Source organism: Microbulbifer sp. SE14, from assembly GCF_059834885.1.
Window position 1 is genome coordinate 48,466 of sequence record NZ_JCBAJA010000020.1, and the last position, 14,562, is coordinate 63,027.

Here is a 14,562-nt window from a genome sequence, read left to right on the forward strand (position 1 = left end):
CCTCTTGCCTATCTTTTCTGATAGCAAAATAATATATTTGATAACCATGAAAACAGTGGCCATCAGCATTCTCGGCACCACCATGGATCGGCGCGGCAAGGGGGACAAGCGCTGGGACAAGTGGCGGCCGACGGTTTCCATGTGCCAGCACGACGATCTGCTGATCGACCGGCTGGAGTTGCTGTTCGACAACCATTCCCAGAGCCTGGCGAACCAGGTGACGGAGGATATCGCCCGCGTCTCTCCGGAAACGGAAGTGGTCCACCACCGGGTGAACTTCAGGGATCCGTGGGATTTCGAGACGGTGTACAGCCAGCTGCTGGATTTCGCCCGCGGCTATCAGTTCAAGCCCAACCGGGAAAATTACCTGGTCCATATCACCACCGGCACACACGTCGCGCAGATCTGTCTCTACCTGCTGACAGAGGCGGGCTACCTGCCCGGCCAATTGCTGCAGACGGCGCCGGCCAGTCGGGACAGCAATCTGCCCGGGCAGTACCAGATCATCAACCTGGACCTCTCCAAGTACGACCAGATCGCCTCGCGCTTCCAGAAGGAGCACCAGGAAGGCACCGTCTACCTGAAGGGCGGTATCGAGACCAACAACGCGGCCTTCAACCGGATGATCGAGCAGCTGGAGAAAGTCTCCATCCGCTCCAACGCCCCGATCCTGATTACCGGCCCCACCGGTGCCGGCAAGACCCAATTGGCGCAACGGGTTTATGAACTGCGCAAGCAGCGCGGCAAGCTCGAGGGACGGCTGGTGGCCATCAACTGCGCCACCCTGAAGGGGGAGAACACCATGTCCGCGCTGTTCGGCCACAAGAAGGGCGCCTTTACCGGCGCCACGACCGATCGCGCGGGCCTGTTGAAGGAAGCCCACAAGGGGCTGCTGTTCCTCGATGAGATCGGCGAGCTGGGCCTGGACGAACAGGCGATGCTGTTGCGCGCGATCGAGGACAAGCGCTTTATCCCGTTCGGCTCCGACAGGGAGGCCAGCAGCGATTTCCAGTTGATTGCCGGCACCAACAAGGACCTGGCCCGGAAAGCCAGGGAGGGGACATTTCGCGCGGATTTGCTTGCCCGTATCGATCTTTGGACCTACGAGCTGCCGTCCCTCAAGGAGCGGATCGAGGACCTGGAGCCCAATATCGACTATGAGCTCGAGGCCTTCTCCAATAAGGCGGGGCACCTGGTCAGTTTCAACAAGGCTGCGCGGGAAAAATACCTGGCCTTCGGGCGCTCGCCGGAAGCCACCTGGTCAGCCAATTTCCGCGACCTCAACGCCAGTATCACCCGCATGGGGACACTGGCCGACGGGGGGCGGATCACCGTTGAAGTCGTCAGAGAGGAGATCAACCGGTTAAGGCGCAAGTGGCAGACGGCCTCGCCCAACGAAGAAAGTCCGAAGACTGCGATCGAAAGTGTTTTGGGAGCCGGCAGCAGCGAGGAGATGGATTACTACGACCAGCTGAAGCTGGCCGCTTTGATCGGGGTGTGCAGAAACTCCGGCTCGATGGCGGAGGCGGGAAGGAAGCTGTTCCACGTAAGCCGGCAGGCGAAGAAATCCAGCAATGATTCGCATCGAGTTAAGCAGTTGCTTGGCAAGCATGGGATTAGGTTTGAGGACCTGAAGGCCTAAGGGGGTAGCCGGGCTGTTATTAGGGGCCGCCACATGCCCATTGGTCTTCGCTCCTATTCCAATAGCTGCGGCCTGTATTCCCGCAACCAGCCATGCACCTGCTGCCACAGGGAATTGGCCATATTTACACAGGCCTCGCGCTCGGTGTCTGTCACCAGATCGCCGGAATAATCCGTCACATTGCGCTGTTTACGCAGGGCGTCCAGCTCGATCATGGTTTCGCTATCCAGGCCAATGGTCTTGGGCAGGCTCTGGATCATGGTCTGGTGGTGGCCCGGTTTGCTGGTGAGAGTGCGATAGCCGTTGGCCTGCAGGGCTGCATTGGCCAGTTGCATAATCGCCTTGTAGGCGATATCGAAGCGGTTCTCGTTGCTGAGTGAGGTTACCGCCGCATCGGCGAGACAGGTCTTGGCCGCCTGCAACAGCCGCTGGATGGCGAGCGGGTCCGGTATCACTTGCTCCAGACTGCGTTCGAGCAGGTTATCCAAGGTCATCCCTGTTCCCTATTACGTTGATCACCGGCTTTTCCAGTAACTCGCGCATGAAAGCCGATCTGGTTTTCAGATTATCCGACCACTCCCTGACACTGTAACACTTGGGGTTGATCTCCCGCGCCAGCAGCTCCTGGCTGGGATAGAGGGCGCGCACCACCTCGCCAAAGGCCACATCGCCGACCACACAGATATCGATATCGCTGTCGTTGCCCGCTTTGCCGCTGGCTACGGAACCGAACACGAAAGCGGCCTCTATCCTGTCCGCCAGCGGCAGCAGCGCCTCGGCCAGCACCTCTGCGATACCCGAGGTCTTGCGCAGTATGCCCACCAGTTCCTCGTAGATGGGGCAGTCGGTATTGGCAGCATACAGCAGCTGGTTGCCCTGCCTGCTGACGCTCAGGACCCCCGCCTCGGCCAGTTTTTTCAGCTCCTTGTTGATGGTGCCGGCCACGGTTCCGGTCAGGCGGGCGATTTCCCGTACGTGGTAGCGCCGCGCCGGGCTCAGGAGCAGCAGGCCCAGGACCTTGCGGCGGTACTCTTTGAACAGTATTTCGGCGAGTGCTGTGGCCATGGGCATTTCCGGTGTAGCTTTATTGGCTACAAATGTAGCTTTTTTGGCTACATTTCACCAGCCCAGGGAGTGGTGTAGAAGTGAGTTATGAGCCGCCATGTCCAAGCTATTCCCACCTATCAGCCCTGCGTCGCAACAATCTCACGGGCTCTTACTCGGATATCCGGCCTCGGCCCAGAAGGCACGCTTGCGCCAGTGCTGCTTCTGCAACTCGCGGATGAAGGCCTCGCCGTCGGCGAGACCGCGGTAATCGTCTATGTGCCCGTCCAGTCCGATCAGCTTGTGAAAGTAGCGCGCGCCGTGGTGGTAGGCCTTGCGGTAGCCGCGCTCGAGCAGGTCTGTCAGCAGGGCGCGGTAACAGACGGCGGCGGCCAGGGGCTGGCCCGCGGCCTCGAATCGGGCGGCCCACTGCTGCATGGTGCTGTAAAGGCGTGCCGGCAGCTTGTCCGCCCGTTCTACCGCGGTTTCGGCGGCCAGTGCGATATTGCCCAGGGCCAGCAATATTCCGATGCCATCGAGCGGGTCGTCGCAGTTCCTGGCCATGGTCTCCGCCTTCCCCTTTATGTCCTCGCGCTCCTGCTCGCCGGCAAGTTCCCAGTAGTGGCGCAGCGTGGTTTCTTTGGGGCGGTCCAGGAATGCCTGCAGGAAGTGATCTTTCAGCTCGTCGATGGCGCCCCGCTGCCGCAGCAGTTCGGCGCGCAGGCCGGACTGGCGGATGGGATCCTTTTGCAAGTTGGGGTGCTGCAGCCAGTGGTCCGCGCGTTCCAGTTCCTGGACTTCCAGTGCGAAGCGGACTATGCGCTCCAATTGCAGGTGGTTGGGCTCGGGGCTGATGATCAGTAGGCTTTTTTCATACAGGCCCATATCGCCCAGCGCCTCGGCCACGGAGCCTAGCCCCAGGCAGGCGTGAGACGCGGCGCGATTGTAGCCGCTTTCGGATGATTGACCGGTTTGCAGCGCCTTGCGCGCATCCTTCTCGAAGCGCCACGCCAGCTGCCGCAGTTCCTCGACGCTCAGCAGTTTGCGGCTGTGATTGATGATATTGTCCAGGCAGCCATAGTCGTTGTGATCGAAGAAATAGAGAATCTTCTCCACCCAGTTCAGGTGGTCCGGATTTGTTGTCCGCACCTGGGCGGCTGTGCCCAGCCACTGGTCCACCGCCTGGTGGAATACTTCCCCCAGGTCGCCACCCGAGTCGTCCACGCGATTCATCACCGGCTCGACGAGTTGCAGGAAGCGCTCGGTCAATTCCAGTGCCGCAGTCGCTTCCCGCTCCCGCATCAGGGTGTCGATATCCTCCAGCAGGCTGCGCAGGCGGCCGGCAAAGGCATAGCTTTGGCGGTAGTCGATAAATTCGTCTTCGCTGGCGATTTGCTCTATCCGCCGGGCCAGGCTCGCGGCAACAACATTGCCGCCTTCAGACTCAACGTCTGCAGACTCGATATGGGACTCGATGATTTCGTCGATATCGCGGTGGATGCCGTAGATTCTTTCCAGCAGGCGGGCCATGGCGGCGCGACCCAGGTTTTGCAGGGCGTTCTCAATTTCTATCATCGTGCTTCGGCGATAAACCGCTCCATCTGCGCTTCCAGCATTTCCATCGGCAATGCCCCGTTCGCCAACACCGCATCGTGAAACTCGCGCAAATCAAACTTATCCCCGAGCTCCTTCTCGGCTTTCTCGCGCAATTCGCGAATCTTGATCTCCCCCATCTTGTAAGACAGCGCCTGCCCCGGCCAGGAGATATAGCGGTCCACTTCCGCGCGCACGTTGGCCTGTGACAGGGAGGTGTTGTCGGAGAGGAAGTCCAGCGCCTGCTGGCGGGTCCAGCCCTGGGAGTGGATGCCGGTGTCGATCACCAGGCGGGCGGCGCGCCACATTTCGTAGCTGAGGCGGCCGAAGTGTTCGTAGGGGGTGGTGTAGATATCGTCCATCTCCACACCCAGGCGCTCGGAGTAGAGGGCCCAGCCCTCGCCGAAGGCGCTGAGGTAGAGGTTGCGGCGGAAGTCGGGGACTCCTTCCAGTTCCTGGCTGAGGGCGCCCTGCAAATGGTGGCCGGGGACGGCTTCGTGCAGGGTCAGGGCCGGCAGTTCGTACAGGGGGCGCTGGTCGAGGGCGTGGGTGTTGACCCAGTAGGCGCCGCCGCGGGTGCCGCCGATGGCGGCGGGGTTGTAGGAGGCGGTGGTGTAGTTGGGGGCGATTTCCTCCGGCACCGGCACCACGCCGTAGGGCAGGCGCGGCAGCACACCGAAGAATTCCGGCAGCTGGTAGTCGATTTTCTTGGCGATGTAGGAGGCTTCCTTGAGCAGGTCCTTCGGTGTCTTGGCGTAGAACTGGGGATCGGTGCGCAGGAATTCGGTGAATTCCTCGAAGCTGCCGTCGAAGCCGGACTCCTCTATCAGCTGGTCCATTTCGGCGCGGATGCGCTTCACCTCGCTGAGGCCTATCTTGTGGATTTCCGCCGGGTCCATATCCAGGGTGACGTAGGTCTTGATCGCGTGGCGGTAGTAGTCCTCGCCATCGGGCAGGTCTTCGGCGGCGAGGGTGTCGGTGGCGGCCTGCATATAGTCGCCCTCGAGGAAGTCGGCCAGCCTCGCGAAGGCGGGGATGGCGGACGCCTTGATCGCTCTCTGGCCCCTGGCGCGCAGGCGCTGCTGTTGCTTCTCGGAAATAGAGTCGGGCATGTTTTCGAAGGGCTGGTAGAGCTTGCTCTTCTTGGTGTCATCCTTGACCTGGGCGCGCACGGTCGGCGCCACCCCCTCGACGACGATCTTCGGCAGCACGAAGCCGTCCTTTATGCCCTTGCGCATATTGGCGATGTTCTCGTCGAAGTAGCGGCCGAAATCCTGGATGCGCGCTATGTAGTCCTCGTAGTCCTCAACCTTGGTCATGGCCAGGCCGTCGTTGGCCTCGAGGGCGGCGGCCCAGAAGCTGTAGAAGGTGTTGAAGGGGATGCGGTCGAGGAACAGCTGGTTGGACTCAGTGGAATTGCGCAGCACCCAGGTGAGCAGTTCCCGGTTGACGCGATCGGATTCGCTCAGCTGGTCTGCGTCTATCTGCTTCAGGCGGGCGAGGAATTCCTGCTCGGCCTTCAGGCGGCGGGCGCGGTCTTTGGGGGAGACGCCGGGCAGGCGGTCGTTGTAGTCGGGCACCCCCATGCGGCCGGCGGTGATGGGGTCTTCCCTGAGGCTGTATTGCCAGTGGTCGTCGATGATGCCTTGCAGTTGTTCGCTGGGGTCGGCAGCCCATGCGGCGGGGACCAGCAGGCAGGTGGCGATGGTGATTGATGTCAGGAACTTTAGGAGGCGTGACGCCATCTTTTGTCTCCGTGGTCGTGCTTCTTCTTTGTGGGCAACGATACCACGATGTGGCGGCGGTTGACTCCGAACAGCACCGCGTCACCCTTGGAACGGATACGCCCGAATCCGGCATCGTCTACGCCGCACGAAGTTCTCCCAGCGACTGCAGCCCAGCGTGACCTACAGGTCACGGGCAAACCAGAATTCGATGTCGCTGTCCGGAACTGATTGGATCAGGCGATCAAGCGCCCATTGCAGTGCTCTGCCGGAATGGCCATCTCCCATTCCAGCCTTCCAGACGAGAAAACGCGGGTCCAGGCCCGCGTTTCGATTCAAGTACTATGAAGTACTGAACCTGGATCAGGCACCCGTCGGCACCTCCCGCTCGCGCAGCTCGCGCCGCAGTATCTTGCCCACGGTGGATTTGGGCAGCTCCCTGTGCACTATCACGTGCTTGGGCACCTTGTAGGCGGTGAGCTCTTCGCGGCAGAAATCGATGATTGCCTGGCTGTCGATATCCTCCGACAGGACCACATGCGCACAGACGGCCTCCCCGGTCTTGTCGTCCGGGGCGCCGACCACGGCGGCCTCGACGATTTGCGGGTGGCGGCTGAGCACGTCCTCTATCTCGTTCGGATAGACGTTGAAGCCGGAGACGATGATCATGTCCTTCAGGCGGTCGACGATCCTGATGTTGCCGTTGGCCTGCACCAGGCCCATGTCGCCGGTGCGGAAGAAGCCGTTGTGCATGACCTTGGCGGTCTCCTCCGGGCGTTTCCAGTAGCCCTGCATCACCTGCGGGCCGCTGACGACCAGCTCGCCGACTTCACCCACCGGCATTTTATTGCCGTCTTCGTCCCAGGCTTCCACTGTGGTATCGAGTAGCGGTGCCCCGACGCTGCCGATTTCCTGTTTGTTGAAATGGTTCAGCGTGACCACTGGCGAGGTCTCGCTCAGGCCCCAACCCTCGGTCACCGCACAACCGGTTGTCGAATGCCACAGTTCGGCGGCGGCGCTGGTGAGGGCGGCACCGCCGGAAAAGGTCACTTTCAGGCGGGAGAAGTCCAGCGCGCGGAATCCCGGGTGCTGGCAGAGGCCGACAAACAGGGTGTTGATGCCGGAGAGGCCGGTGAATTTGAACGGCTTGATGGCCTCGACAAAGCCGTCCAGGTCGCGCGGGTTGGGAATCAGGATGTTCATGGCGCCGAAGCCAAACAGCGTAAGCATGTTCGCGGTAAAGGCGTAAATATGATAGAGCGGCAGCGGGCAGACAAAACTCTCCCCGCCCTCTTCGCAGTGCCGTTCGATTCGATGGTGCATCTGCGCGGCGTTGGCCAGGATATTGGCGTGGCTCAGGCAGGCGCCCTTGGCGACACCGGTGGTGCCGCCGGTGTACTGCAATACGGCGATATCGTCGCGACCGGCCGTCACGGGCTGCAGTTCCGGCAGCTCGGCGCCGCGCTCCATAGCGCTGGTGAAATCGTGGTAGTCGTGGGTGTTTTCCGCCGGCGGTGCAATCAGGTCCGTAGGGCCGGTCACCAGCACATGTTCTATGTCGGTATCGGCTTCGATGGATTTCAGCCGCTCCAGTGCGTCGGCAAAAATTACCAGCGCCTTGATGCCCGCGTCGCTGAACTGGTGGCGCATTTCCCGCGACGTATACAGCGGGTTGGTATTGACCACGATCAGGCCGGCACGCAGGGCCGCATAGGCGGCTATCGGGTACTGGATCAGGTTCGGCAGCTGGATGGCGATGCGATCGCCCTGTTGCAGGCCGCACTCGTGCTGCAGCCATCTGGCCAGGTTGCGGGATTTCTCGTCCAGCTCGGCAAAGGTCAGTGTCTGACCCAGACAGTGGTAGGCCGGCCTGTCGGCAAACTTGCGCAAGCTGTGCTCGATAAATTCTGCCGCATTGCCGAATTGCTGATTCAGTCTGTTCTCGCTCATTGTCTCTCTCTCGCGATGCTGCGTTCCCGCGCGCTCTCCTTCGGGGGAGAGCCAATGGGATAGGGGCGTCTGTGGGCGCCCGCGTTCATTGTTTTATTTTAGTTGTGAAGGAAAGAAAGAATTCTCTGCCTTCCACCTTATTAGTAAAAGCCGATCAAGGTTTAACGATATTAAACCAGAAGGGGAATTCCTCCATCATCTGCAGCAGTTGTACAAATGCCTGCTGATCGCCCTGCATTTTCAGCGCGCCGGATTGCACCAGCTGCGGGAAGGTCTTCCGCTTGGTTATCAGCAGGTTCAGGTCGCCGCGGTCAATGGCCACGGTGACGTCCGCGTCCTCGCTCTGCACACCGGCGATATTGTTCAGGTGCGAATTTTCCAGTTCCAGCAGGAAGGTCTCGTTCCGGTCCGGCAGCACAAAGTTGATGGACAGGTCCACGCCCTCGGCCTTGTCCGCATTCAGCCGCACACCGAAGAAATCGAATAGCAGTTCGGTGCTCATGGCACTGATCAGGTCCGGCCCCGCACGCGTGGCCAGTTTGCTCTCGGGCGGTCCGTTGCGCAGTTCATAGGCGCCCACCAGGTAGGTGTTGCGCCAGCCAGTGTTCTCCGCCTGGTAGCCCAGCTGTTCGAAGATATCCGCCTGCAGATTGCGGGCGTCTGCGTTGTCCGGCTCGGCGAACACCAGGTGGTTGAGCATCTGCGCCGCCCAGCGGTAGTCGCCCTCGTCGTAGGCCTTGCGCGCCCGCTCCAGCACGGCCCCGGCGCCGCCCATCGCCTCGACATAACGCGGCGCGGAATCCTCCGGGCTGAGTGGGTTCAGGTTGGCAGGGTTGACGTCGAAGTAGCCCAGGTACTTGTTCAGGATGCCCTTGGCATTGTGCTTGTAGGAGCCGTGGTAGCCGCGGTTGTACCACTCGTGGGCAAGGCTGTCCGGCACTTCGATCGCATCCTGGATCTCATTGATGGTCACACCCTTGTTGGCGAGATTCAGGGTCTGGTCGTGCAGGTAGCCGTAGAGATCACGCTGCTTCTTCAGCACTTCCAGCAGGTAGTCGTTGCCCCAGCGCGGCCAGTTGTGGGAGGCGAACAGTACCTCGGCATCCTGGGCGTAGCCGTGGATCAGCCGGTTGATATATTTGCTCCAGCCCTGGGCGTCGCGGATCTGTGCGCCGCGCAGGGTGTAGACGTTGTGCAGGGTACCGGTCACGTTTTCCGCGGCCCACAGCGCCTTGAACTGCGGGAACCAGGTGTTCATCTCCGCCGGGGACTCGGTGTCGGGGGTGTTCTGGAACCGCATCTCGATGCCGTCGATCACCAGGGTTTCCTCGTCCTCCTCGATGGTGCGCGTCGGCGCAATCAGGCCGATCACTCCCAGCGAGGCGCCCTTGCCGATGGCGGAATCCACCTGCCCCTTGGGGCTCTTTTCCAGCATGGTGCCGTACTGGAAGCTGCCGCGGCGCAGCATGGCGTTGCCGGCGAGGACATTTTCCTTCACTGCGTGCTCCATAAAGCCCCGCGGGGCAATGACCTGCACCTTGCCGCTGTCCACGTCTTCCTGGCTGACGATGCCCTTGACGCCGCCGAAGTGGTCCACATGGGCGTGGCTGTAGACCACCGCGTGCACCGGGCGCTCGCCGAGGGTTTTGGTGACCAGTTCGAAGGCGGCTTTCGCCGGCGCCGGGGTCAGCAGCGGATCGAAGACGATCCAGCCGGTGTCACCGGCGACGAAGGTGATATTGGCCAGGTCGTAACCGCGCACCTGGTAGATGCGATCGGTCACCTTGTACAGGCCGTAGTGCATATTCAGCTTGGCCTGGCGCTCCAGACTGGGGTTGATGGTGTCATGTGACTGATCACCACTGAGGAAGTCATACTGGTCCAGGCTCCAGACCAGTTGGCCCTGCGCGTCGCGGATCTCTACCGATTCCGGGCGTTCGATCAGCCCTTTCTCGGCCAGTTCGAAATCGCGCCTGTCGGCAAACGGCAGGCTGTCGCGCACCGACTTTTGATAGGCCCGGGTGGCCGGACTCGCATCCTTTTGTTGCGCCACCGTATCAGCACTGTGGACCAGGGCCGAAGCCGCCATCAAAGCGCCCAGACCGACGGACGCAACCAATACTTTTAGCATTCTGTTCTCTCTTTATCGTTTTGCCTGGCCCAAAACATCTGCGAGAGCCGAAGCGCAGCGCAATAGCCTTTGGACCCAGTGTTTACTGGCTCTTACATTACACAGGTGACCGGGAATGACTATTGCAGTACACGCCAATCTATTGTTCTCCCGCGCAAATCGAGTAGAATGCCAACTGATCAATTTTTGTACCCTTTGTGGCTATTGGTACGAAGATAACGCAACAGTAGGAAAAACAAAGTGGAACGCGATTACATTGCATTGAGCGGCTGGTTGATTCCCGTTTCCAAAGCCATGCGCGCCAACCATATCGACGTGCAGGAGGCACTCAATGCGTGTGGCATTACCGAGGAGTACCTGGAGGACCAGGAGTCCCGTATCGCCGTGTCCAAACTCAACTTGCTGATGGAGTACTGCAACGCCCGCATGCCGCAAAAGGATTTCAGTATCCAGGTGGCGGAGCACTTCCACCCGGGCATGTTCCACGCCCTCGGCTACGCGATGATGTCATCGGCAACGCTGAAGGACAGCCTGGAGCGCATCGTGCGCTACAAACGCATAGTGTCCGACGCCTGTCGGGTGGCGATATCGGAAGGCCCCGGCGGGCTCGAGTTCCGCATGAGCCCCCTCTACCACGAGGACAGCGGCAAGCCGACGCTCGGCCCCCGGCAGATTGAGAGCTTTCTCGCCACGCTGCTGAAATTCGGCCGCGAAGCGGTGGACGCCGACCTGCGACCGCTGGCGGTCTGCTTTCAGGCACCGGCGCCGGAACAGGGCAGCGGTTATCTACAGGACTTCTTCAAATGCGAGCTCCGCTTCAATGCGGAACACAACGCGCTGCTGTTCGATCGGGCACAGGCGTCGAAGAAACTGCTGGCGCACAACCTGGTCCTGACCCAGAGCCACGAAAAGATCCTTGATGAGTACCTGTCGCGCATCGACAAAAACGATCTGGCCAACCTGGTCAAATGTAAAATCTACGAGCGGCTGCCACTCGGCACACCGACACAGACAGAGGTTGCCGAGAGCCTGGGCATGAGCCTGCGCAATCTGCAGCGCAAGCTCAACGAGCAGGGCACCAGCTACAAGGAAATTCTCGAACACACGCGCAAACAGCTGGCACTGGAATATATCGACCAGGCGCACCTGTCGCTGGGCGAGATCGGTTACCTGGTGGGCTTTGCGTCGGTGGCCAATTTCAACCGGGCGTTCAAGCGCTGGACCGGGTGCACGCCGGGGGAATTCCGCACGGCGCACGCCGCCAGCGCCTGACGGCTTATTGCCCGGGCACCGGCATCGCCTTTCAGAAGCTGTAGCCAACGCGAAACGCGGCGGCCCATACCCACCCGTCGTCAAAGTCGGTCTGCAGCCGGTTGGCAGTGTCGCCAAGTTCGCCGTAGGTCAAGGCCCCGGTGAAGGTGAACTTGCCGCAGTCGTAGCTCAACGCGGCCGTGCCCATTGTCCGCCCGTCGTAAGGGCCGAGGGTCGTCATGGTGCCGCCCACCGAGGGTTCGTAGACGACGAAGAAGGAACCACCGACCTGGGTGCTCAACCGGCGCCCTATTCCCAGAGTGTAGGTCCACCAGTCTTCCTCGTAGTCAACGACCGGCCGTCCGGTGAGCCCTTCGAAGAGCGGCGGCGCAATAATGTAGTCAGCCCAGTTCATCCATCGGACCGAACCGAAGACCAGGGTTTTCGGGATGATTCCCCTTTGGAACTCAAGTGAGGCCGACTGCGGCGTGTCGATGCTGAAACTGCTTTCCAATGCGCCCGTCAGAACCGAACTCGGTCGCGTCGACATTGTGGTCAATGCCGGAGAAATAGCTGAGCGCGATCCGCTGCATCTTCTCCGGCCGGGTGTAGGCGGCACCGATCAGGTAGCCACCACCCCAGTCCCGATCGACATTGGCCACATAGTCCGCAAGGAAAGGTACCGCAGCCCCGGGATCTATGCGCTCGGCGCGCAGACCGGCGTAAACCTTGCCCATCGGTGCTACGTCGTAAGCCAGTACAGTAGTGAGCTGATAAGAGCGCAACTCACCGGTGGTGCCGTCATAAGACAGTGTAGTCGACGGAAAGGAGCCTTGTCTGTAGCGGGTATCCACTCCCTGCGGCTGGTCGAGCACCACCACATAAGACAGCTGCCCGTTGATCTCGCTCTTCAGGGCGGCGAAAACACTCGTGTGCGCGTCCAATGGGTCGCCGGTATTTCCCTCCAGCGGGCGCGGCCCCGAGGATGTGGGGAAAACGGCACCCTCCCCAGCCTGGTGGGGGCTGACATAAAGAACGCCCAGCTCGCCATAGGTCCCCTTCTCGTAGAGGAGCCGGACGATTTGCGGAACAGCGCGTTCGAGCGCGGCACCCCACCCGGTTTCGGCTAGCCCCATAAAAACGGCCGCTAGCAATACCAACAGCCGGCCGCACCGGGGTACAGCCAGCGCGCGCCAGATCCCAGCGGCGGGGTCGCAGCTCCCTGGTTTTTCCGCTATCACTGGCATTGTCCTGTCTCCCCGAAACCTTGGCACCGCACCCCTGCGATTGCTCAGGCTCAACAAAATATAAACCATAGCCGCCCTGGCATCTCGAGCAGGTCGCTGGAAGGATGGGAGGGAACCCCATGACATACATCCGTATACCCTTTTCACGCAACAAAAAAGACGCCCCTGCATCGACAGGAGGCGCCCCCAGTGAAGACCAACAAGGCCTGAGAGAAAAGTGTCGGGGAATCAGTGCTGCGCCGGCTCCGCCACTTCGCCGGCGACGGCACTGTCTGCGCAGAGAATCATATCGGCCGCCTTTTCCGCAATGGCGATGGTGGGGGCGTTGGTATTGCCGCTGACGAGCTTCGGCATGATGGATGCGTCCACCACGCGCAGCCCCTTCAGGCCGTGCACCCTGAGCGCCGGATCCACAACGGCCATATCGTCCACCCCCATCTTGCAGGTGCCCACCGGGTGGTAGACCAGCCCCACCTTGTCCTGCGCTTTCTGGAATATCTCCTCGTCGGACTGGCTGTCGACGCCCGGGTAAATCTCCTCGGCCCGGTATTCGTCGAAGGCCGGCGCAGCGAGAATTTTGCGCGCCTGGCGGATGCCGTCGACCAGTACCTGGCGGTCCTGTGGGTGGTCGAAGAAGTTGTAGTCGATCTCCGGCGCGGCGAAGGGATCCGCGGAGCGCACCAGCACGGTGCCGGTGCTCTCCGGGCGCAGCACGCACACATGCACCGAGTAGCCGGGTTTCGACATCAGCTGCAGGTCGCGGCCGTGGTCGTCGAACAACAGCGGCAGCATGTGGAACTGTACATCCGGCCGCTCCACCTTGTCGGAAGAGCGGACAAAGCCGCCCACCTCGGTGATCGACTTGGCCAGCTTGCCCTTTCTGGTGAGGAAATATTTCACCACTTCCGGCACCATCTTCAGCACGCCGCCGATGGTCGCGGTAAAGCCGTTGTTGATCTTGCTGCGCACCAGCACACAGGCGTCCACATGTTCCTGCAGATTCTTGCCCACACCCGGCAGGTGGTGCAGACAATCGATACCGACAGTTTGCAGGTGTTCGCGGTCACCGATGCCGGAGAGCTGCAGCAGCTGCGGTGAGTTGATGGCGCCGCCGCTGAGGATAATCTCCCGGGTCGCCTCCAGTTTCAGGTCGCTGCCTTTGTGTCGCAGCTCCACCGCCACGGCGCGGCCCCCTTCCAGCACTACCCTTGTCACCTGCGCCTCGGTCAGTACCGTCAGGTTGTCGCGCTCCATCGCCGGCTTCAGGTAGGCGGCGGCGGCACCGAAGCGACGGCCATCCTTGATATTCAGGTGGTAGTAGCCCACACCCTCCTGGTCGGCGCCGTTGAAGTCGTCCGTATAGTTGAATCCGGCCTGCTGCGCCGCTTCGACAAACGCCTGCGACATGGGGTATTCCGCGGTGTCCGGCGCGCTGATATGCAGGTTGCCGCCCCTGCCGTGATACTCGCTGCCAGCGAGCTTTTCGTGGTGCTCGGATTTCTTGAAGTACGGCAGCATGTCGCGGTAGGACCAACCCTTATTGCCCAGCGATTCCCACTCGTCGTAGTCCTCTTTCTGCCCGCGCACGTAGAGCATGGCGTTGACCGCCGAGCTGCCGCCCAGGGTTTTTCCGCGTGGGGTAAAGGCCGGCTCACCGCCGCGCAACTTCGGGTCCGGCTTGGCCTCGTAGGCCCAGTTGTATTTCTTTGAATACATGAAATAGGCGAAGGCGCCGGGGATGCCGATCATCGGCGAGCGGTCGGCGGGACCAGCCTCCAGCACACAGACGCTGTACCTGCCGTCGGCGGACAGGCGGTTGGCCAGCACACAGCCCGCGGAGCCGGCGCCGACGACGATGTAATCGAATTTTGTTTTCATTATTTTATCTCCTGTTCCTGGCCGCAGGATGGGCAAAGGAGCGCAGCGACCTGCCCATCTTCCACAGCATCGATGGGCACGCTTCGCTTTGCCCATCCTACA

General features: G+C 61.1%; 11 protein-coding genes. 2 read left to right on the forward strand and 9 right to left on the reverse strand.

Translation table 11 applies throughout. The features are described from left to right. The first annotated feature begins 46 nt into the window (after positions 1-46). Entirely contained in the window at positions 47-1,642 is a 1,596-nt protein-coding gene (gene rtcR / locus AC6R19_RS14515; protein ID WP_500580592.1) for an RNA repair transcriptional activator RtcR, read from the forward strand. A gap of 53 nt (positions 1,643-1,695) precedes the next feature. Here rtcR and AC6R19_RS14520 read toward each other — a convergent pair whose 3' ends face one another. From AC6R19_RS14520 to AC6R19_RS14545, 6 genes are all read right to left on the reverse strand, one after another. Next, positions 1,696-2,136: a hypothetical protein gene (locus AC6R19_RS14520; RefSeq protein WP_500580553.1), complete on the reverse strand. Its 441-nt coding sequence runs from the start codon at positions 2,134-2,136 to the stop codon at positions 1,696-1,698. Beyond that, positions 2,123-2,707: a nucleotidyltransferase domain-containing protein gene (locus AC6R19_RS14525; protein WP_500580554.1), complete on the reverse strand. Its 585-nt coding sequence runs from the start codon at positions 2,705-2,707 to the stop codon at positions 2,123-2,125. The genes AC6R19_RS14520 and AC6R19_RS14525 overlap by 14 nt, the downstream gene beginning before the upstream one ends. A gap of 141 nt (positions 2,708-2,848) precedes the next feature. Beyond that, entirely contained in the window at positions 2,849-4,261 is a 1,413-nt protein-coding gene (locus tag AC6R19_RS14530; RefSeq protein ID WP_500580555.1) for a DUF6880 family protein, read from the reverse strand. Further along, positions 4,258-6,024, reverse strand: coding sequence for a DUF885 domain-containing protein (locus tag AC6R19_RS14535; protein ID WP_500580556.1), 1,767 nt, complete (start codon positions 6,022-6,024; stop codon positions 4,258-4,260). The genes AC6R19_RS14530 and AC6R19_RS14535 overlap by 4 nt, the downstream gene beginning before the upstream one ends. Positions 6,025-6,366: 342 nt before the next feature. Beyond that, entirely contained in the window at positions 6,367-7,953 is a 1,587-nt protein-coding gene (locus AC6R19_RS14540) for an AMP-binding protein (protein WP_500580557.1), read from the reverse strand. 154 nt (positions 7,954-8,107) lie between these two features. Then, complete coding sequence (locus tag AC6R19_RS14545) at positions 8,108-10,084, reverse strand: alkyl/aryl-sulfatase (protein ID WP_500580558.1); 1,977 nt, start codon at positions 10,082-10,084, stop codon at positions 8,108-8,110. Between the two features lie 240 nt (positions 10,085-10,324). Between AC6R19_RS14545 and AC6R19_RS14550 the strand changes: the two genes are divergently transcribed. Next, positions 10,325-11,356, forward strand: coding sequence for an AraC family transcriptional regulator (locus tag AC6R19_RS14550; RefSeq protein WP_500580559.1), 1,032 nt, complete (start codon positions 10,325-10,327; stop codon positions 11,354-11,356). 31 nt (positions 11,357-11,387) lie between these two features. Here AC6R19_RS14550 and AC6R19_RS14555 read toward each other — a convergent pair whose 3' ends face one another. The 3 genes from AC6R19_RS14555 to AC6R19_RS14565 form a co-directional block, all read right to left on the reverse strand. Beyond that, positions 11,388-11,849 (reverse strand): hypothetical protein, encoded by a 462-nt coding sequence (locus tag AC6R19_RS14555; protein WP_500580560.1) that lies wholly within the window; start codon positions 11,847-11,849, stop codon positions 11,388-11,390. After that, positions 11,803-12,582, reverse strand: coding sequence for a porin family protein (locus tag AC6R19_RS14560; RefSeq protein WP_500580561.1), 780 nt, complete (start codon positions 12,580-12,582; stop codon positions 11,803-11,805). Before AC6R19_RS14560 ends, AC6R19_RS14555 begins: the two co-directional genes overlap by 47 nt. A 228-nt stretch (positions 12,583-12,810) precedes the next feature. Further along, complete coding sequence (locus tag AC6R19_RS14565; protein WP_500580562.1) at positions 12,811-14,460, reverse strand: GMC family oxidoreductase; 1,650 nt, start codon at positions 14,458-14,460, stop codon at positions 12,811-12,813. Positions 14,461-14,562: the final 102 nt, after the last annotated feature.